Genomic DNA, 20648 nt, shown 5'->3' on the forward strand with positions numbered 1-20648 from the left:
TTATCACGTCTAGATAATGATCAAATATGTATTTTAGTGCATATATAAAAACAAGAGCCGAGTACTACATCACATGACTACAATCGCTTTCGATGAGCAGCGCGAGCAACGTGTGGCAGGCATTATTGAAGGGCTTAAACATAAGCCCGGTGCGCTTTTGCCAATTCTCCACGGTATTCAGGACAGTGAAGGCTACGTTCCTGAAAGCTCGGTCGTTATGATTGCCGCAGAACTTAACCTGTCACGGGCTGAAGTACACGGCGTCATCAGTTTCTATCACCACTTCCGGACCACGCCACCGGGTCGTCATATCGTCCAGATCTGTGCCGCAGAGGCTTGTCAGGCACGTGGTGCCCGGCAGTTAGAGGCTTACGCACAGGAACGCCTGGGCGTGGAGTATCACCAGACCACCGCTGACCGTGAGATCACGCTGGAGAAGGTGTTCTGTCTGGGCAACTGCGCCTGCGGCCCCTCTGTGCGAGTGGATGACGAGATCGTTGCGCGTGTCAGCAATGAGCGTTTTGATCAACTGGTGAACGAACTCACCACCCAGTCCCTGGAGGTGAAGTGATGACCGGTACGAGCGTTAAAGTATTTATCCCGCGGGACACCACATCGCTGGCATTGGGCGCTGAGCAGCTGGCGGCTGAATTTACGGCTGCCGCAGAACAGCGTAATGATCATGTTCAGATTGTACGCAACGGTTCGCGTGGTTTGTTCTGGCTTGAGCCGATGGTTGAGGTGGAAACACCTGCGGGGCGCGTCGGATACGGTCCGGTGACTTGTGCGGATATCGACAGTTTGCTGGAACAGGGCATGCTTAAGGGGGAGCAGGCACATCCTTTGAGCCTGGGTCTGGCCGAAGAGATCCCTTACCTGAAAAAACAACAGCGTCTGACCTTCGCCCGTGCCGGGATTACCGATCCGGTGTCGCTGGACGATTACCAGCAACATGATGGCTTTGCCGGCCTGCGTAATGCGCTGGCGATGAGTGCGCAGGATATTGTTGACGCGGTGAAAGCGTCTGGCCTGCGCGGCCGTGGCGGTGCGGCCTTCCCAACGGGTATCAAGTGGCAGACGGTGCTGGATGCGGTGCCTACGGACCTGTCTGGTCAGAAATACATTGTCTGCAACGCTGATGAAGGTGATTCCGGTACCTTTGCCGATCGTATGGTGATGGAAGCGGACCCTTACATGCTGATCGAAGGCATGACGATTGCCGGTCTGGCTGTGGGTGCCACTCAGGGTTACATCTACCTGCGCTCAGAGTATCCGGTGGCGCATCAGATTCTGAATGAAGCCATTGCTAAGGCCGAAGCGGCAGGGTTCCTGGGTCATAACATCTGCGGCAGCGGCCACGCTTTCCAGCTGGAGGTGCGTTTAGGTGCCGAGGCCTATATCTGTGGTGAAGAGACCTCTTTGCTGGAGAGCCTGGAAGGTAAGAGAGGTCTGGTGCGCGCTAAGCCGCCACTGCCCGCAATCGAAGGTTTGTTTGGTCAGCCCACGGTGGTTAACAACGTACTTTCACTGGCTGCCATCCCGTTCATTATGGACAAAGGTGCGCAGGCGTATGCCGATTTTGGCATGGGACGTTCACTGGGCACGTTGCCGTTTCAGCTGGCTGGCAATATTAAACGCGGCGGACTGATTGAGCTGGCATTTGGTCTCACCCTACGTGAACTGATCGAAGACTTCGGTGAAGGTACGTTCTCTGGTCGTCCGGCCCGTGCAGTACAGGTGGGCGGTCCGCTGGGCGCGTATATGCCGGAAAGCCAGTGGGATACACCACTGGATTATGAAGCCTTTTCTGCGATCGGCGCGGTCCTGGGCCACGGCGGTGTGGTGGTTTTTGATGATACGGTGGATATGTCCGAGCAGGCACGATTCTCCATGGAGTTCTGCGTGGCTGAATCCTGCGGTAAATGTACGCCGTGTCGTATCGGCTCTACCCGTGGGGTGGAGGTGATCGACCGTATCCGCAACAACGAAAACCGTGAAGCCAATCTGGAACTGCTGGGTGATCTTTGTGACACCATGATTGATGGCTCGTTGTGTGCGATGGGGGGAATGACCCCGTTCCCGGTCCAGAGCGCGGTGAAGTATTTCCCAGAAGATTTCGAACCTAAGACAGCTGACGGAGGTGTCTGATCATGTTGCAGCATTTTGATCCAAACAAAGATTACGGCACTCCGGCGCGATTGTCAGAAAACCTGATTACCCTGCAGATTGATGGCGTAGCGGTGACGGTACCGGAAGGTACTTCAGTGCTGCGTGCCGCGGCGGAAGCCGATATCAATATTCCGAAACTCTGTGCCTCCGATAATCTGGAAGCCTTTGGTTCCTGCCGTATCTGTGCCGTTGAGATCGAAGGTCGTCGCGGTACGCCCGCATCCTGCACCACCCCGGTGGAAGCGGGTATGCAGGTGAATACCCAGACCGACAAATTGGCCCGCTTGCGCCGCAATATCATGGAACTGTATATCTCCGACCACCCGCTGGACTGTTTGACCTGTCCGAGCAACGGTGATTGTGAACTACAGGATATGGCCGGAGCGGTGGGTTTGCGCGAAGTGCGTTACGGCTTTAAGGGTGACAACCATCTGGATGCCCAGAAGGATGAATCTAACCCGTATTTCACCTTCGATCCGAGCAAATGTATTGTCTGCTCCCGCTGTGTGCGGGCCTGTGAAGAGGTGCAGGGCACCTTTGCGCTGACGATCTCCGGACGTGGTTTTGATTCCACCGTCTCGCCGGGTCAGGATCAGCCGTTTCTGGATTCAGAGTGTGTCTCCTGTGGCGCCTGCGTGCAGAGCTGCCCGACCTCGACACTGATGGAAAAATCGGTGATTGATGCGGGTCAGCCGGAGCACTCGGTGGTGACCACCTGTGCGTATTGTGGTGTGGGTTGTTCCTTTAAGGCTGACATGAAAGGCAGCGAAGTGATCCGCATGGTGCCGTATAAAGACGGACAGGCAAACCACGGCCACTCCTGCGTTAAAGGCCGTTTTGCGTTTGGTTACGCGACCCATGAAGATCGTATTACCCAGCCGATGATTCGTGACTCTATCGATCAGCCGTGGCAGGAAGTGTCCTGGGACGAGGCAATCAGTTTTGCCGCTGAACGTATGCGCGCTATTCAGGCTGAGCACGGCCGTGAAAGCATCGGGGGGATTACCTCATCACGTTGCACCAATGAAGAAACTTATCTGGTACAGAAACTGATCCGTGCGGCGTTTGGTAACAACAATACCGATACCTGTGCCCGTGTGTGCCACTCGCCCACCGGTTACGGCCTGAAAACCACGCTGGGTGAATCCGCTGGCACGCAGACATTTGATTCAGTGATGCACGCTGATCTGGTGATGGTGATTGGGGCGAACCCAACCGATGCCCATCCAGTGTTTGGGTCCCTGTTGAAACGCCGTCTACGTGAAGGCGCTAAGTTGATCGTCGTGGATCCGCGCCGTATCGATCTGGTGAAAAGCCCGCACGTTGAAACCCAGCATCACCTGAAGCTGCGTCCGGGTAGCAACGTGGCGTTTGTGAATGCCATGGCCCATGTGATCGTGACCGAAGGTCTGGAAGATAGTGCGTTTATCGCAGAGCGTTGTGAAGAACAGGCGTATCAGGCATGGCGTACCTTTATCTCCGAGCCGCAGCATGCACCGGAGCAGACTGAAGCGATCACCGGCATCCCTGCTGATGAACTGCGCAGTGCAGCCCGTCTGTACGCACAAGCGGGTAACGCGGCGATCTATTACGGCTTGGGTGTGACTGAGCACAGTCAGGGTTCCAGCATGGTAATGGGTATTGCCAATCTCGCGCTGGCGACCGGCAATATCGGTCGTGAAGGTGTGGGTGTAAACCCGCTGCGCGGTCAGAACAATGTGCAGGGGTCCTGTGATATGGGCTCCTTCCCGCATGAGTTGCCGGGATACCAGCATGTAGCAGATGATGCAGTACGCAGTCGCTTTGAAGCACGCTGGAATGTGGAACTGGATAACGAACCGGGCCTGCGTATTCCGAACATGTTTGATGCGGCGCTGGATGGTACCTTCCGTGGCCTTTACTGCCAGGGTGAAGATATCGCCCAGTCCGATCCGAATACCAGCCATGTAGAGGCGGCGCTGAAGGCACTGGACTGTTTGATCGTGCAGGATATTTTCCTTAACGAAACCGCGAAGTTTGCCCATGTTTTCCTGCCGGGTTCATCTTTCCTGGAAAAAGACGGTACCTTTACCAATGCCGAGCGCCGCATTAACCGCGTGCGTAAGGTGATGCCACCTTTGGCAGGAAAAGCGGACTGGGAAGTGACGATGTTGCTGTCCAATGCCTTGGGTTATCCGATGGATTATCAGGATCCGTCCGAGATCATGGACGAGATCGCAGCTCTGACGCCAACGTTTACCGGCGTGAGTTACGACCGTCTGGAAGAGCTGGGCAGTATTCAGTGGCCCTGTAATGAGTCTGCACCGGACGGAACACCGACGATGCACCTGGAGAGCTTCCCGATTGGTAAGGCGCACTTCGCCATTACCGAATACGTGGCAACGGAAGAACGTTCCAGTCGCCGCTTCCCGCTGTTGCTGACAACGGGGCGTATTCTGTCCCAATACAATGTCGGTGCTCAGACACGTCGTACCGATAATCAGGTGTGGCATGATGAAGATGTGCTGGAACTGCATCCGCACGATGCCGAGGAGCGGGGTGTGAACGAGGGTGATTGGTTGGGTGTTGCCAGCCGTGCCGGTGAGACTGTGATGCGTGCGCGTATCAGCGATCGTATGCAGCCAGGTGTGGTCTATACGACGTTCCATCATCCAGGCAGTGGTGCCAACGTTGTCACGACCGATAACTCGGATTGGGCGACCAACTGTCCTGAGTACAAGGTTACCGCGGTGCAAGTGGTTAAGGTGAACCAGCCATCGGAATGGCAGGAGCGTTATCGCAACTTTGATGAACAACAGCAGGCATTGCTGGCCAAGGCACGCGCCGAAGGGCGTGGTCGTAAGTCCCGCAGCAGGGTATAGATGATGGCCGCCCGACCTGTACAGCACGCTAAGCGGGAGCAACCGCCCACCGAACAGGATCGCTGTTATGTGTCCGTCTCGGTGGAGCGTTTCCAGCAAGATGGCAATACGCAGGCAGATGATCTGATCGCGCAGGAAGTGCCGGTTGCATTGATCTACAACGGCATCTCCCATGTGGTGATGATGGCGTCCCCCAGTGACCTGGAAGACTTTGCAGTGGGCTTTAGCCTGAGTGAAGGAATTATCGAACAGGTTGCTGAGGTCTACGACATCGTTGTTCAGTATGATCCGGAAAATCTGCTGGCCGGTGTGGAAGTACACCTGAGTATTGCTGCGCAACGTCAGATGGAACTGAAGAAACGGCGGCGTAATCTGACAGGGCGCACCGGGTGTGGTCTGTGTGGGGCTGAGTCTCTGCAGGAGGTGATGCGTCCGGTAGGCCATGTCGAAGCGCAACCGTTGGTTGAGGGTCAGGCTGTTGAAGCGGCGGTTGCCGCGTTGGCAAAACACCAGCCTTTGCAAGCGATGACCGGAGCGTTTCATGGTGCGGCATGGTGTGACGGGCAGGGCAATATCCTGCAGCTACGGGAAGATATTGGACGCCATAATGCGCTGGATAAGCTGCTGGGGTATCTGCGCCGTAGTGAGATCGAGTTGAACACAGGTTTTGTCCTGGTATCCAGTCGGGCCAGTTACGAAATGGTTTATAAAAGCAGCCGTTGTGGTGTTGCAACGCTGGTGGCTGTATCAGCGCCCACCGCACTGGCTCTAAAAATGGCGCAGGAAGCGGGGTTAAACTTAATTGGGTTTGCCCGTCCCGGCCGTCACGTGGTGTATCACCGCGCTACTGAAGAATAAAGAGGAATACCAAACGATGGGGAGTCATCAGCTAGCCAGCCTGATCCGGATGGCCAATCAGATCGCCGAGAATAATCGTCATGTGGGGGATGATGCCGCAGTTGCTCATGTGGTTTCGGGTCACCTGAGTCGCTTCTGGGCGCGTTCAATGAAACAGCAGATACAGGCGTACTTAGAGGCCGGGGGAGAAGAATTGAATCCGGCTGCTCGGGTGGCTATTGCACAACTTTAACCAAGTGTGCTGGTTGTATTTTCGCCAGTGCACAACGCTTTTGCTTTACAGCAAAGGATAAAACTCTATTATCGAAAGAATTAGCAGATTTATTCAGTGGTCTGACGCCACAGTATTGATGTTGTTCTGAAGGATAGGTTTTACGCCGAATATGACGTTCGAAGATTACACACAGCCTGTAAAAATTCTGGTGACAGGCGCCACCGGACAGGTCGGTTCTGCCATTGTGCAGGGGGCTGACGATGAGCCTTTTTTCTCGGTCGTCGGTTTGGGACCGAAGGAACTGGATATCACGTCGCAAGAGCAGATTCGCGAGAAGCTGGATCTGTATCTGCCCGATTACGTCATAAACTGTGCGGGTTTTAACGGTGTTGATGCGGCTCAGCATGAGCATGAGCGCTGTTATGCCGTAAACGCCGAAGGTGTAGAGAAGCTGGCCGCGGCCTGTGGAGATCTCTCTATCCCGGTAGTACATCTTTCCAGTGATTTTGTCTTCGACGGTCACTATGACAGTGGTTATCGTGAAGACGATGAAGTGTCCCCGCTGGGGGTATATGGCGACAGTAAATGGCAGGGTGAAGAAGCGTTGCGCCGTGTTTTGCCGCAACACCTGATTCTGCGCGCTAGCTGGATATTTAGCGAAAGCGGTAATAACTTTGTGACACGAACGTTGGAGCGTGCGCGTTCGCAGTTGGAAATCAAAGCCGTGAATGATCGTATCGGTAACCCAACCGCTGCCTCCGACCTGGCCCGTGTGGTGCTGGCGATGCTGAAGCAGATACACAATGGCGCTGAAGCCTGGGGTACGTATCACTACTGTGGTGCGGAAGTGACGAACCGCTACAGTTTCTGCAAAGAAATTATTTCTCTGGCGATGGGATATGAAGAGTTGGCGATGGAAAAACTGACGTCAGTCAGCGCCAGTCATTACCCTAAAGAAGCGCAGCGCCCCAGCTCATCTGTGCTGGAGTGTAAAAAACTGCTCAATACCTTTGGTATCCATCAGCGGCCTTGGCGTAGTGATCTGTCAGAAGTTATCCGCTTTCACTATCAGAGCCGCAAACAGGCACTGCAAGACTAATCCCCGGCGGGGCCGTCAGAGTATCAGCCAGGGTTCAGGGTGGTGAGTCAGCGCCACCGCAACGATATAACCGGCTGTACAGATCGCGCCCGTTAAGGCCGCAATGCGTATTGCTCGGGTCCGTCCACGACGCAGCGCGATACTGCCCAACACAATATAAACCAGCAATCCCAGAACTTTTGCTGTCAGCCAGCTGTCCACAAAAGGATACTGCTGTAGTTTGAAGGCCAGAGTTCCGGCGCTGACCAGCAGAACGGTATCGACGATGTCAGGTCCGATCCGCATCCAGCGTTTACTGAGTAGGCGTGGTTTCTGCATCATGCACCAGCCACGAAAGAGGAAAAATGTCAGGCTGAGAATAACCGCCGTGACATGAATATGTTTTATTGCCAGATAGCTCATTTTTGAATATCTAATGGGTATAAGGATATAGCCAAAATTTCCGTGCTAAGATGGGCGTATGTTTTTTATACAGTGTCGTATATTAGATCTATATAAAGCACTGTGCATTGATATTGGTTAGTTATGAACTCTCAATCTGAACAACAAAAACAAGCACTGATTGATGACTTCGGCCGCCGCGTTGATTATGTCCGTTTATCGGTGACCGATCGCTGCGACTTCCGCTGTGTGTATTGCATGAGCGAGAAGATGGAGTTTCTGCCCAAGCAGCAAGTGCTGACGCTCGAAGAGATCTACAACGTTGCCGCATCGTTTTCTGATCTGGGTGTTAAAAAAATCCGACTGACTGGCGGTGAGCCGCTGGTACGCCGTGGCGTGATGGACCTGATTCGCGAGATCGGCAAGTTGCCGGTGGATCTGGTGATTACTACCAACGGTTCCCAGTTGGGGCATATGGCCGGTGATCTGAAAGACGCAGGTGTATCCCGCCTCAATATCAGCCTCGACAGTCTGCAGCGTGATCGTTTTCAGCGTATGACCCGCAGCGACAAACTTGATCAGGTGCTGGCAGGTATTGATGCCGCACGTGAAGCCGGGTTTGAGCGTATCAAACTGAATGCTGTGGTGATGCGCGGTCGTAATGATGACGAAGTGTTGGATCTGGTCGATTTCGCCCGTGATAAGCAGATTGATGTCAGCTTTATCGAAGAGATGCCCCTCGGCGGTATTACGGAGCATGACCGAGCTGAAGCGTATTGTTCCAGTGATGAAGTGCAGCAGATTATCGAGCAACGTTATCCCTTGCTGGCGACCACCGAGCGCACCGCCGGACCGTCTCGTTATTTCCGTATGAACGACAGTGATAGTCGGGTGGGTTTTATCTCACCTCACAGCCACAACTTCTGTAGCGAATGTAACCGTGTGCGGGTGACCGTTGAAGGCCGTCTGTTACTCTGCCTGGGTAATGAGCACTCGGTGGATCTGCGCAAGGTGATGCGTGCTAATCCGGGTGACCGCGCATTGCTGCAGCAGGCGATCATTGATTCCATGCATCTCAAACCTGAACGTCATTGGTTTGATCTGGAAGACGATGAGCCGCAGATTATCCGCTTTATGAATATGACTGGGGGCTGATTAGCGTCAGCCTTTTCCCTCACCGCTGTTGTGATACAGTGGTGCCTTTCTTCGATTTTGCGCACCTGTTATAGGTCTGCGCACGCACTTATTTGCCATAGTTTCAGGAGTTTCCAACAATGGGCCACGCATCCGCCAAGGCTGAGTTTATTCCGCTGAATATCGCTGTTCTGACTGTTTCTGATACCCGTGATGAGGTGACCGATAAATCCGGTCTGACACTGGTTGAATGCCTTCAGGCTGCGGGTCACACACTGGTTGAGAAAAAGATTGTTAAGGACGATGTCTATCAGATGCGTGCGGTGACCTCCCAGTGGATCGCAGACCCTCAGGTACAGGTGATTGTTTCTACCGGCGGTACCGGATTCGCGAATCGTGACTCTACGCCAGAAGCGATGAAACCGCTCTTCGACAAGGAGATTGAAGGGTTTGGTGAGTTGTTCCGTCAAGTTTCTTTCGAAGAGATCGGCACCTCCACTATTCAGTCCCGGGCGATTGGTGGTTTGGCGAATGGCACCGTGATCTTCTGTTTGCCAGGTTCCACCGGTGCTTGCCGTACCGGCTGGGAGAAGGTGATCAAAGATCAGCTAGATAATCGTTTCCGTCCATGCAACTTTGTAGAAATGATCCTGAAACACAGCGCTCAGGGCGCGAACTAAGGCGGCCTTGGGCCGTGTCTTGGTAGGAATAAGGAGAGAGCAATGAGCAGCTGTGATAATCCGGGTCTGATGCCAATCGACGAAGCGTTGTCTCGTCTGCTGGGTAATACGGTGGCGACTACTGATATTGAGACGATTGCCGTCGCCGATGCTGTGGGCCGCGTTTTGGCTGATTCGCCGGTTGCTGCGGTGGATGTACCACCCGCAGACAATAGCAGCATGGACGGTTACGTGGTGAACATTGCCGATCTGCATGCGGAGCAGGAAACTGCCCTCACAGTCAGTGCCCGGATCCCTGCAGGTCAGGCACCGGGTACGCTGCAGTCAGGGACCTGTGCACGGATCTTTACCGGTGCAGAGATTCCTGCGGGGGCCGATGCGGTGGTGATGCAGGAGCAAACCCGCATTGAGGGTGAGCGTGTGGTGTTCCCGGCAGCTGTAAAGTCGATGCAAAATATCCGTCCGCAAGGTCAGGATATTCAACAAGGGGCCGCCACGCTGGCCAAAGGGACCCGATTGCAGCCCGCCGATCTGGGTGTGCTGGCCTCGACGGGGTTGGCCGAAGTGCAGGCCTATCGCCCTCTCAAAGTCGCGCTGCTGTGCACCGGCGATGAGCTGGTGGAACCGGGGCAGCCGTTGGCTGCGGGGCAGATCTATAACTCCAATCGTTTTCTGCTGGCCGGTTTGGTTGAAAAGCTAGGCATGCAGCTGGTCGATCTCGGGCGGGTGCATGATACTGCAGAAGATACCGAACGCGCTTTGCGTGAAGCCGCGCAGCAGGCGGATGTGATTATCAGCACTGGCGGTGTATCGGTGGGTGAAGAAGATCATGTAAAAGGGGTGGTCGAAAAGCTCGGCCGCCTCGACCTGTGGCGTATCAAAATCAAACCGGGTAAGCCGCTGGCGTATGGTCAGGTGCAAGGCGTTCCATTTTTTGGTTTGCCGGGCAACCCCGCATCTAGCCTGATTACCTTCTGTCTGTTGGCGCGTCCCTGCCTGCTGAAACAGCAAGGCGCAGAGGTTGAAGCGCCGCTGATGTTACAAGCGCCGGCAGGTTTTACCCGTAATCGAGCGATCGTGCGGCAGGAATATCTGCGGGCGCGTTTTGAAAACGGGCGTATCGTACCGTTTGCGAATCAAAGTTCCGGGATGTTGTCATCAGCCAGCTGGGCGAACGGTCTGGCGGTGATCGCACCGGATATTCAGGTCGCTGAAGGTGATCTTGTCGGCTTTATTCCCTTCTCTGAACTTCTTTCATGATCTGTGCAGCAGCGGGCGGATTATTGATCCGTGTCGCTGCTGTGTATTCTTACGCTGTAAGTTGCCGCTTAAAACGGTAAAATGGGCGACTTTTTTCAACATCTGGTAATAAAACTGAGGGGCTAATGGCAGAGCAGCAGGATCCGTTTCGCGAGATTCGTCCATATAAGGATCAGGAAGTAGCTGAGGTGCTCAACCGACTGCTGTACAACGATGAACTGATCTCGGCAATTACTGGTTATCAGTTTCCGAACGCCTCGAAGTATCTCAGCTGGTTGTTGAAACCTGTTGTCAGGATCGCTCTGGCGCGCGAGATGGGTGATGTGAATAACGTCCGTGACTTCCAGGTGTTGGTGGCGAAGTACATGGAGAAGATGGTTGCCCGCAGCACGACCAAGCTCAGCTGCTCGGGCATCGATCAGTTGGATCCGGGTGAGTCCTATCTGTTTATCTCCAACCACCGTGATATCGCCATGGATCCGGCGTTTGTTAACTGGGTACGTTTCCAGTACGGCATGGATACGCTGCGTATCGCGATTGGTGACAACCTGCTGCGCAAGCCCTATGTGTCTGATCTGATGCGCCTGAATAAGAGCTTTATTGTCAATCGCTCTGCGACCGCACCGCGTGAAGTGATGAAAGCCCTGACTCAGTTATCGACCTATATCGATCACAGCATTGTGCACGATGGTCAGTCCATCTGGATCGCGCAACAGGAAGGCCGCGCAAAAGACGGTAACGACCAGACTGATCCAACCATCCTGAAGATGTTTTATATGTCTCACCGCAAAGCGAAGCGTAGCTTCAGTGAGGCGATGGGACGGTTGAACATTGTGCCGGTTTCCATCTCATATGAGTATGATCCTTGCGATGCGCTGAAAGCAAACGAGCTGTATGCGCTGCAAAAGGATGGCGAGTACGAAAAAGGGCAGTTTGAGGATATTGAAAGTATCGTCAAAGGCATCACCGGTAACAAAGGACGTGTACATGTGGCCTTTGGTGAAGTGGTGCGGGGCGATTTCGAAACGCCGGAAGCGATGGCAGAAGAGATTGATCGCCAGATCCGCGGAAACTACCACCTGCATAGCTCTAACCTGATCGCTGCTGGATGTGGTGATGAAACCAGTGCTGAAGAGCAGGCTGAATTTAATGCTAGGCTGGAGTCCGTCGCGCCGGGTGCACGCGAAATTTTGCGTGAAATGTATGCGAACCCCGTGATGAACCAGCGCAAGGCTAAGGCCCAGGAGAACTCATGAGCCGTCTGACCCATCTGGATGAACAGGGCAACGCCAATATGGTGGATGTGTCCGAAAAAGCAGTGACCACTCGCGAAGCAACCGCGTGTGCAGAAGTATTGATGACGCCGGAAACCTTACAGTTGATCACCGAAGGTGGCCATAAAAAAGGTGATGTGCTGGCCGTGGCACGTATTGCAGGTATTCAGGCTGCGAAACGCACCAGTGACCTGATACCGTTGTGCCATCCGCTGATGCTGAGCAAAGTCACTGTTGATCTTGAACCAAACGCTGAGCGTAACAGTGTTGAAATTAGTGCCACCTGCAAGTTGGCGGGCCAGACCGGCGTAGAGATGGAAGCGCTGACGGCTGCGTCGGTTGCTGCACTGACGATCTACGACATGTGCAAAGCGGTTGATAAAGGTATGGTGATCAGTGAAGTGAAACTGCTGGAGAAGAAAGGCGGTAAGAGCGGTCACTGGCAGGCGGGAGATAAATAATGGTTACTCTGGTGTACTTTGCCAGCTTTCGCGAAAAGCTGGGGCAGGACCGTGAACAGATGGATCTGCCTGCGACGGTATCAAATGTAGCGGATCTGATTGGGCATATTGTCAGTGATCGTGATGCGGTCTGGCAACAGACGTTACAGGCCGCCAATGTGCTGGTGGCGGTGAATCAGGAGATGGTAGAGGAAGATCACCCGGTCGCTGATGGTGACGAGGTGGCGTTCTTTCCGCCAGTAACAGGAGGTTAAGGAATGGCTCAGAAAGACTCCCCGTTACTTTATGTGCGGGCGGTAATCTATTACATCGGCTTCTATCTGGTCACGATCGTGTATTCCTCGATGTGTCTGTTGATTGCTCCGATGATGCCGTTTCGCGCGCGTTTTAAGTTGATCACCGGCATCAACTTTTTCTATATGTTCTGGCTGCGGGTCTGCTGCGGTTTAAAAGTTGATATTCAGGGCGCAGAGAAGTTGCCCAAAGATAGCAGTTACGTGGTGGTATCGAACCATTCCAGCGAATGGGAAACCTTGTTCTTCCAAACGATGGTGCGTCCGCAGAGTGCGGTGTTAAAGCAGGAGTTATTGAAAATTCCTTTCTTTGGCTGGGCGTTAGGTTTGCTGAAGCCGATTGCGCTGGATCGCAGTAAGCGTCGTGGTGCGTTGAAGCAGTTGCTGAAACAAGGAAAAGAACGGCTGGAAGAGGACATTCCGGTGCTGATCTTTCCGCAAGGTACGCGCGTACCGGTGGGGAAAACGGGTAAGTTTAACAAAGGTGGTGCGATGCTAGCAGCCAGTGCCGGTGTGCCCATTATTCCTATCGTACATGACGCGGGCATCTTCTGGCCGGGAAAAAGTTTTGTGAAATATCCCGGTACAGTGACGGTCAAAGTGGGGCCGGTTGTGGATACCCATGAGCGCACGGTCGACGAAGTGCACGAAGACTCTGCCGGTTGGTTGCTGGAAGAGATGAAGAGGATGAACGTCGCCTGATCGGCTTCCTTACTGTTAGCGCACGATTCAACAGGTTGGGTGAAAACCCAGCCTGTCTCCTCGCCAAATTACACGGCGTTTTTAAACGCCATACTCTTCAAAGATCTCTTTCAGCCCCGGCTTATTCGCCATCATCTCTTCCCGATCCAGTCCCTGCAGTTCGTGCGGGAATACCAGCCAGTCTTCTGACTTGTGGATATAGTAATCCGGTTCCAGATCCGTTTTGTTGTTTGACGGTTTGTAATAAGGGGTGGCGATACGAATATCGTGTGGTGTATTCAGACGCGCTTTATCTTTTAATGTCTTGATCACCGCTTCAATACTCAGGCCTGTGTCAAAGACGTCATCCACAATCAGCAGTGAATCAGGCTGGTTGATATTGCGGACCAGATAATCCAGGCCATGGACGCGGACTTCCTTATTACGTGTGCCAATGCCTGCGTATGAGGATGTGCGGATGGCAATATGGTCGGTTTTGACACCCATGTTATCCAGCAGCTCTTGTACAGCGATGCCTACCGGAGTACCCCCGCGCCAAACGCCAACGATAAAGTCGGGACGGAAATCGCTTTTGAGCACTTCAAGCGCCAGACGGAAAGAGTCTTCCAGCAGTTCCTGCGCGCTTACATATACCTTATCAACCATAGTGGTGCCTTCTTCTATCTGTGGATCGGGTGGAAAGGCCGCTACTGTATGCAGTCTTTTTATAAGGTGCAACTTAAGACGAAGGCTTAATTGACATAAATTCGTGTCCTTAAATCTGAAGCCTGATAATCTTGCCGCCTTAATGATCCATCTTAGTCTCAAGAACGGTAAAGACTGAATGAATGCACTGAATCAGTATTTCAAAATTTCCGAACGTGGCAGTGATATCAAAACCGAAATCCGGGCGGGTATTACCACGTTTTTGACCATGTCCTACATCCTGTTTGTGAACCCTCAGATCCTGAGTCTGGCGGGGATGCCTGCAAACGATGTGGCCATTGCAACCGCGCTGGCGGCGGCTGTTGCAACCTTGATCATGGGTGTATTTGCCAACTACCCGTTTGCACTAGCGCCGGGAATGGGGTTGAACGCCTATTTCACCTTTGGTGTCGTCAAAGGTATGGGGGTTGATTGGCAGATTGCGTTGGTTGCGGTGTTTATTGAAGGCCTGCTCTTTATGGCGCTGGCGATGACGGGGGTGCGTACCAAGCTGATTAACGCGATCCCGCATTGTATTAAGATCGCCACGATGACCGGTATTGGTCTGTTTCTGGCGATTATCGGTTTTCAGGGTGCGAAGCTGACGGTTGATCATCCGGCGACATTGGTGACCTTAGGCGATCTGCATGATCCGGCGGTGCTGTTGGCGTTGGCGGGGATCGTGTTGACGGCCGCGCTGGTGGTGAAGCAGGTTAAAGGTGCGATTCTGATTGGTATTGTCAGCCTGACGCTGATTGCCTGGTTCTCCGGACTGTCACCAATGCCTGAATCGATCGTTGCCATGCCGAGCCTGCCTGAAGAAACCTTTATGGCGCTGGACTTCAGTCAAATCTTTAATGCGACGTTGATCACTGTCGTCATCGCCTTTTTGTTTGTTGATATCTTCGATACGGCAGGGACCTTGCTGGGTGTGGGTCGTCTCGGCGGCTTCCTGAACAAAAAGGGTGAACTACCGGGTGCAGACAAGGCGTTTATGGCCGATGCCACCGGCACCACAGCGGGTTCCTTGTTGGGTACCAGTACAGTGACTACGTATATTGAATCGGCGACAGGTATTGAAGAGGGTGGGCGTACCGGCCTGACGGCTGTCGTGGTGGCCGCGCTGTTCCTGCTGGCCCTGTTTTTTACACCATTGTTTGTAGCAGTGCCTGCATTGGCAACCGCTCCGGCGCTGATTGTGGTGGGTGCGATGATGATGTCTGCGGCCAAAGAGATGGATTGGAATAAGCTGGAAGATGGTGTGCCGGCTTTCCTGACCATTATCGCTATGCCATTTACCTATTCTATTGCGCACGGTATTACGCTGGGGGTGATCTCCTACGTGCTGATCCACACCTTTACAGGTAAGGTTAGAGATATCCATCCAGTGATGGTGGTTCTGGCGGTTGCTCTAATCGCGTATCATGCCTTTATCTGAGTTATGCTGTGTCGATACGGGAGCCAAAGGCTTCCGTTTCAGGTGTTGTGAACGTGAACTTTACGAATCACCGGCTTCTTTAGTCCATCTGAATAAATATGACCATTAGTGAATATCCTTAAATGACAAGAACTTAACCCGTTCGTGTTAAAAAAACCGGCTTTTCGCGGCGAATGGCTCCACTTGTGGGGCGATTTCCTGTATCCTTTCGCGCAATATACGCCCCCAAATATCGAGAGATGAAATGGCAGATTTATCCCATTACCGTAATATTGGTATTTTCGCCCACGTTGACGCGGGTAAAACGACCACAACCGAACGTATCCTGAAACTGACCGGTAAAATCCATAAGACCGGTGAGGTTCACGATGGTGAATCAACTACCGACTTCATGGAGCAGGAAGCTGAGCGTGGTATTACCATCCAGTCTGCTGCGACGACTTGTTACTGGAAAGATCACCGTTTCAACATCATCGATACTCCGGGGCACGTAGACTTCACTGTTGAAGTATACCGTTCCCTGAAAGTACTGGATGGTGGTGTTGGTGTATTCTGTGGTTCCGGTGGTGTTGAGCCTCAGTCTGAGACTAACTGGCGTTACGCGAACGAATCTGAAGTTGCACGTATCATTTTCGTTAACAAACTGGACCGCATGGGTGCAGACTTCCTGCGCGTTGTAGACCAGGTTGAAAACGTACTGGGTGCTAACCCACTGGTTATGACTCTGCCAATCGGCATCGAAGAGAACTTCGTTGGTCTGGTTGACCTGCTGTCTCGTACTGCGTTTGTTTGGGATGATTCTGGTAAGCCAGAAAACTTCGAAATCGTTGATATCCCTGCGGACATGGTTGATGACGTAGAGATGTACCGTGAGAAGATGATTGAAACTGCTGTTGAGCAGGACGATGATCTGATGATGGCTTACATGGATGGTGAAGAGCCTTCTATCGAAGACATCAAGCGTTGCATCCGTAAGGGTACTATCGCGCTGGACTTCTTCCCGACTTACTGTGGTTCTGCATTTAAGAACAAAGGTGTTCAGCTGGTGCTGGATGCGGTTGTTGATTACCTGCCAAGCCCAACAGAAGTTGAAGCACAGCCTCTGACTGACGAAGTTGGTGAGCCAACAGGTGAAGTTGCAACTGTATCTACCGATGAGCCTTTCCGTGCGCTGGCATTTAAGATCATGGATGACCGTTTCGGCGCCCTGACCTTTATCCGTATTTACTCTGGTGTGCTGAACAAGGGTGATACCATCCTGAACTCCTTCACTGGCAAAACTGAGCGTATCGGCCGTATGGTTGAGATGCACGCCGATGAGCGTACCGAGCTGAGCACTGCTCAGGCGGGCGACATCCTGGCTGTTGTTGGTATGAAGAACGTTCAGACTGGTCACACTCTGTGTGATCCGAAGAACGAATGTACTCTGGAGCCAATGATCTTCCCTGAGCCGGTAATCTCTATCGCAGTATCGCCTAAAGATAAGGCGTCTACTGAGAAGATGGGTGTTGCGATCGGTAAGATGGTTGCAGAAGATCCAACGTTTGTCGTTGAGACTGACGAAGATTCCGGTGAAACCATCCTGAAAGGTATGGGTGAGCTGCACCTGGATATCAAAGTAGACATCCTGAAGCGTACTTACGGCGTTGAGCTGGAAGTAGGTCAGCCGCAGGTTGCTTACCGTGAGACTATCACTCAGCCAATCGATGATAGCTACACGCACAAGAAACAGTCCGGTGGTTCTGGTCAGTTCGGTAAAGTTGATTACCGTATCAAACCAGGTGAGCCAGGTACTGGCTTCAAGTTCTCCTCTACTGTTGTTGGTGGTAACGTTCCTAAGGAATTCTTCCCAGCTGTAGAGAAAGGCTTCAAAGGCATGATGGATGAAGGTCCATTGGCTGGCTTCCCTGTACTGGACGTTGAGATTGAGCTGTACGATGGTGGTTTCCACGCCGTTGACTCCTCTGCTGTAGCGTTTGAGATCGCAGCAAAAGGTGCGTTCCGTCAGTCTATGCCTAAGGCGGGCCCACAGCTGATCGAGCCTATCATGAAGGTTGATGTGTTCACTCCAGACGATCACGTTGGTGATGTTATCGGTGACCTGAACCGTCGTCGCGGCATGATCAAGGATCAGGAAGCGGGTACTACTGGTGTTCGTATCAAGGCAGACGTTCCTCTGTCCGAGATGTTTGGTTACATCGGTCACCTGCGTACTATCACTTCTGGTCGTGGTCAGTTCTCCATGGAGTTCTCCCACTACATGCCTTGCCCGAACTCAGTTGCTGAAACTGTAATCGCGGAAGAGAAAGCGCGTAAAGCTGCCAAGTAATTTGGTATAAGCTACGCTGCTAAGAAACCCCGGTGATGTAAATCATCGGGGTTTTATTTTGCCTGTAAAAAGTGAGTGGTTTGTTTAAGGCTAAATTGCAGGCATAAAAAAACCGCCATAGGGCGGTTTTTTTGGTTTTCGTGCCGCTTAGCTCTGCAGTTTTTCGAATACCAGAGTAGCGTTGGTGCCGCCGAAGCCGAAGCTGTTAGACATTACGCGGTTTAGCGTCACGTTGTCTTCGCGCTTGGTTACGATTGGCAGGCCTTCAGCTGCTGGGTCGATTTCGCTGATATTAGCGGAAGCGCAGATGAAGTCGTTCTCTTGCATCAGCAGGCAGTAAACCGCTTCCTGAACGCCAGCTGCTCCAAGAGAGTGGCCGGACAGGGATTTAGTTGAGCTGACTTTTGGCATGTCGTCGCCGAAGGTTTCTTTCATTGCCTTCAGTTCCTGCATGTCGCCTGCAGGTGTGGATGTGCCGTGTGCGTTGATGTAATCAACCGGGCCATCGACTGTTGCCATTGCCTGCTTCATGCAGCGAACAGCGCCTTCGCCGGAAGGTGCGACCATGTCGTAACCATCAGACGTTGCACCATAGCCTACCAGTTCAGCGTAGATTTTAGCGCCGCGTGCTTTGGCGTGTTCCAGCTCTTCGATAACCAGTACACCTGCGCCGCCTGCAATAACGAAACCGTCGCGGTTTGCGTCGTATGCGCGGGAAGCTTCTTCTGGTGTTTCGTTGTACTTGCTGGACAGTGCGCCCATGGCGTCAAACATCGCTGTCTGTGCCCAGTGCAGTTCTTCGCCGCCGCCGGCGAATACTACGTCCTGTTTACCCAGCTGAATTTGCTCCATAGCGTTGCCGATGCAGTGAGCGCTGGTTGCGCATGCAGAGGTGATGGAGTAGTTCACGCCTTTGATCTTGAATGGTGTTGCCAGGCAAGCGGAAACAGTTGAGCCCATGGTGCGGGTTACGCGGTAAGGGCCAACGCGCTTAACGCCCTTCTCGCGGGTGATGTCTGCGCTTTCTACGATGTTAGCTGCAGATGCGCCGCCAGAGCCTACAACCAGGCCTGTGCGCTCGTTGGATACCTGGTCTTCGCTAAGGCCAGAATCTGCAATGGCTTCGTTCATTGCAATGTAAGTGTATGCTGCGGCATCACCCATGAAGCGCAACAGTTTGCGATCGATCTTCTCGGAGAAGTCGATATCAATACTGCCTGCTACGTGGCTGCGGAAACCGCGCTCTTTGTAATCTTCCTGGAACTTGATGCCGGAGCGGCCCTGTTGCAAAGACTCCAGGACAGATTCCTTATCTGTGCCCAGGCAGGACACGATTCCCATACCGGTAACTACTACCCGTCGCATGTGATGCCTCTCTTATTCCACTCGTTTATTTTATGCACAGCAAATAACCCAGTATTTCCCGATAATCTGTATCGTTTGGCAAATCGTCAATGATAAGAATTATCAGCAATAGGGGTTATGGCGGTCTTTATTGTAAGACCGCCAAATTGATCAGAAGTCGTCAGTCGAAGTGAACAGACCAACGCGCAGATCTTTTGCGGTGTAGATTTCGCGGCCATCAACAGACATGGAAGCGTCTGCGATGCCCATAACCAGCTTGCGTTCGATGACGCGTTTCAGCTGTACGTGATAGGTAACTTTTTTGGCGGTAGGCAGTACCTGGCCGAAGAATTTTACTTCGCCAGAGCCCAGTGCGCGTCCGCGGCCTTTGTTGCCGCGCCAGCCCAGGTAAAAGCCAACGATCTGCCACATAGCATCCAGGCCCAGACAGCCTGGCATAACAGGGTCTTCCTCGAAATGGCAGCCGAAGAACCAGAGGTCAGGATTGATGTCCAGCTCGGCAATGATTTCGCCTTTGCCGAATTCGCCACCGTCTTCAGTGATTGTCAGGATTCGATCCATCATCAGCATGTTGCCGATTGGAAGACGGGCGTTGCCCGGACCGAACATTTCACCGTGGCCACATGACAGCAGCTCATCGCGATTAAAAGAGGAAGGTCTTGTCATTGGAAACTGTTTACCCAGATTTTTCTTAAAATATCGCGTGATTATACCGTTTTGGGCTCTGTGTGGCACGGCTTGTGTCAGTTAAAATCTGTAAAAAGTTTAAAACTTAAGGTGTAGAGGTCGTTATGGAGCACGCTTTTTGGCATGCACGTTGGGCGGAAGGTCGTATCGGCTTCCACCAGGATGAGTTTAATTCTCAGTTGCAGGCGTATTGGTCCGGCCTGGATGTGGGCTCGGAAGGGCAGGTGCTCGTGCCTTTGTGTGGCAAGAGTAGCGATATGCTCTGGTTACGTGAGCAGGGGCATCCGGTCATGGGTGTTGAGCTTAGTCAAAGTGCATGTGAAGCATTTTTCGCTGAGCGTAACGCGGAGCCAGTGGTTCGGCAGGGCGCGACTTATCTACATTACGGGTGTGATGGTGTTGAATTGCTGTGCGGAGATGTTTTCTCTTTATCGGCGGCTCAGCTGAAAGATGCGAGGGCGGTCTATGATCGTGCTGCATTGGTAGCGCTGCCGCCGGAAATGCGTAAACAATATGCGCGGATGTTGATCGAGCGTTTGCCGGCGGGGGTGTCCGTATTGTTGATCACAATGGAGTTCGAAGGTGAGCAGGGGCCGCCGTTTAGTGTGGTGGAGTCTGAAGTAGGGGCGCTATTTTCGTCGCGCTTTCAGGTTGAGCGTTTGAGTGAGCGGGATGATAGTGCTGGGCGGCAGGATATAGCTTATCGATTAACGGATAAAAGCTGAGGTAAGGGCTGGGGTAAAAACGCCGGAGTGATCG

At 52.9% G+C, this 20648-nt stretch carries 20 protein-coding genes; 16 read left to right on the plus strand and 4 right to left on the minus strand.

The genetic code is table 11. From position 1 onward, the window contains the following. Positions 1-73 precede the first annotated feature (73 nt). The 6 genes from IOQ59_RS06805 (at position 74) to rfbD (ending at position 7201) form a co-directional block, all read left to right on the plus strand. Positions 74-571, plus strand: a complete 498-nt coding sequence (locus tag IOQ59_RS06805) for a formate dehydrogenase subunit gamma (protein WP_193952521.1) — start codon at positions 74-76, stop codon at positions 569-571. Continuing rightward, entirely contained in the window at positions 571-2148 is a 1578-nt protein-coding gene (locus IOQ59_RS06810; RefSeq protein ID WP_193952522.1) for a formate dehydrogenase beta subunit, read from the plus strand. Before IOQ59_RS06805 ends, IOQ59_RS06810 begins: the two co-directional genes overlap by 1 nt. 2 nt (positions 2149-2150) lie before the next feature. Continuing rightward, positions 2151-5030, plus strand: coding sequence for a formate dehydrogenase subunit alpha (gene fdhF / locus IOQ59_RS06815; protein WP_193952523.1), 2880 nt, complete (start codon positions 2151-2153; stop codon positions 5028-5030). Further along, positions 5031-5888, plus strand: coding sequence for a formate dehydrogenase accessory sulfurtransferase FdhD (fdhD, locus tag IOQ59_RS06820; protein WP_228050732.1), 858 nt, complete (start codon positions 5031-5033; stop codon positions 5886-5888). Between the two features lie 16 nt (positions 5889-5904). After that, on the plus strand, positions 5905-6120 hold the full coding sequence (locus IOQ59_RS06825; protein WP_193952525.1) for a formate dehydrogenase subunit delta: 216 nt from the start codon (positions 5905-5907) through the stop codon (positions 6118-6120). 151 nt (positions 6121-6271) lie between these two features. After that, positions 6272-7201, plus strand: coding sequence for a dTDP-4-dehydrorhamnose reductase (gene rfbD, locus IOQ59_RS06830; protein ID WP_193952526.1), 930 nt, complete (start codon positions 6272-6274; stop codon positions 7199-7201). Between the two features lie 15 nt (positions 7202-7216). Here rfbD and IOQ59_RS06835 read toward each other — a convergent pair whose 3' ends face one another. Continuing rightward, positions 7217-7603 carry a SirB2 family protein gene (locus IOQ59_RS06835; protein ID WP_193952527.1) on the minus strand — a complete coding sequence of 129 codons (387 nt, stop codon included), beginning with the start codon at positions 7601-7603 and terminating at the stop codon, positions 7217-7219. Between the two features lie 123 nt (positions 7604-7726). On the opposite strand from IOQ59_RS06835, the gene moaA reads away from it, so the two are divergent. The 7 genes from moaA to IOQ59_RS06870 all read left to right on the plus strand — a co-directional run bounded on the left by moaA (position 7727) and on the right by IOQ59_RS06870 (position 13386). After that, on the plus strand, positions 7727-8737 hold the full coding sequence (gene moaA, locus IOQ59_RS06840) for a GTP 3',8-cyclase MoaA (protein ID WP_193952528.1): 1011 nt from the start codon (positions 7727-7729) through the stop codon (positions 8735-8737). Between the two features lie 119 nt (positions 8738-8856). Next, positions 8857-9396: a molybdenum cofactor biosynthesis protein B gene (moaB, locus tag IOQ59_RS06845; RefSeq protein ID WP_193952529.1), complete on the plus strand. Its 540-nt coding sequence runs from the start codon at positions 8857-8859 to the stop codon at positions 9394-9396. A gap of 42 nt (positions 9397-9438) precedes the next feature. After that, complete coding sequence (locus IOQ59_RS06850) at positions 9439-10656, plus strand: molybdopterin molybdotransferase MoeA (RefSeq protein WP_193952530.1); 1218 nt, start codon at positions 9439-9441, stop codon at positions 10654-10656. Between the two features lie 125 nt (positions 10657-10781). Then, positions 10782-11912 carry a 1-acyl-sn-glycerol-3-phosphate acyltransferase gene (locus IOQ59_RS06855; RefSeq protein ID WP_193952531.1) on the plus strand — a complete coding sequence of 377 codons (1131 nt, stop codon included), beginning with the start codon at positions 10782-10784 and terminating at the stop codon, positions 11910-11912. Then, the gene (gene moaC / locus IOQ59_RS06860) at positions 11909-12391 is read left to right on the plus strand and encodes a cyclic pyranopterin monophosphate synthase MoaC (RefSeq protein ID WP_193952532.1); all 483 of its coding nucleotides are present in this window, start codon (positions 11909-11911) and stop codon (positions 12389-12391) included. Before IOQ59_RS06855 ends, moaC begins: the two co-directional genes overlap by 4 nt. Next, entirely contained in the window at positions 12391-12645 is a 255-nt protein-coding gene (gene moaD, locus IOQ59_RS06865; protein WP_228050733.1) for a molybdopterin converting factor subunit 1, read from the plus strand. The genes moaC and moaD overlap by 1 nt, the downstream gene beginning before the upstream one ends. Before the next feature lie 3 nt (positions 12646-12648). Continuing rightward, positions 12649-13386 carry a lysophospholipid acyltransferase family protein gene (locus IOQ59_RS06870; protein ID WP_193952533.1) on the plus strand — a complete coding sequence of 246 codons (738 nt, stop codon included), beginning with the start codon at positions 12649-12651 and terminating at the stop codon, positions 13384-13386. 81 nt (positions 13387-13467) lie between these two features. On the opposite strand, the gene IOQ59_RS06875 is transcribed toward IOQ59_RS06870, so the two are convergent. Then, positions 13468-14031 carry a phosphoribosyltransferase gene (locus IOQ59_RS06875; RefSeq protein WP_193952534.1) on the minus strand — a complete coding sequence of 188 codons (564 nt, stop codon included), beginning with the start codon at positions 14029-14031 and terminating at the stop codon, positions 13468-13470. Positions 14032-14209: 178 nt separating this feature from the next. On the opposite strand from IOQ59_RS06875, the gene IOQ59_RS06880 reads away from it, so the two are divergent. Both IOQ59_RS06880 and fusA read left to right on the plus strand, forming a co-directional pair. Beyond that, positions 14210-15508, plus strand: coding sequence for an NCS2 family permease (locus IOQ59_RS06880; protein ID WP_193952535.1), 1299 nt, complete (start codon positions 14210-14212; stop codon positions 15506-15508). A 244-nt stretch (positions 15509-15752) separates the two neighbouring features. Next, positions 15753-17837, plus strand: coding sequence for an elongation factor G (gene fusA / locus IOQ59_RS06885; RefSeq protein ID WP_193952536.1), 2085 nt, complete (start codon positions 15753-15755; stop codon positions 17835-17837). Positions 17838-17984: 147 nt separating this feature from the next. On the opposite strand, the gene fabB is transcribed toward fusA, so the two are convergent. Further along, complete coding sequence (gene fabB, locus IOQ59_RS06890) at positions 17985-19202, minus strand: beta-ketoacyl-ACP synthase I (protein WP_193952537.1); 1218 nt, start codon at positions 19200-19202, stop codon at positions 17985-17987. 150 nt (positions 19203-19352) lie between these two features. Further along, complete coding sequence (fabA, locus tag IOQ59_RS06895; protein ID WP_193952538.1) at positions 19353-19868, minus strand: bifunctional 3-hydroxydecanoyl-ACP dehydratase/trans-2-decenoyl-ACP isomerase; 516 nt, start codon at positions 19866-19868, stop codon at positions 19353-19355. Between the two features lie 125 nt (positions 19869-19993). On the opposite strand from fabA, the gene IOQ59_RS06900 reads away from it, so the two are divergent. Continuing rightward, complete coding sequence (locus IOQ59_RS06900) at positions 19994-20614, plus strand: thiopurine S-methyltransferase (protein WP_193952539.1); 621 nt, start codon at positions 19994-19996, stop codon at positions 20612-20614. Positions 20615-20648 lie beyond the last annotated feature (34 nt).

It is taken from the genome of Pontibacterium sinense, assembly GCF_015209595.1.
In the GTDB taxonomy this organism is placed as follows: Bacteria; Pseudomonadota; Gammaproteobacteria; order Pseudomonadales; family Balneatricaceae; genus Pontibacterium; species Pontibacterium sinense.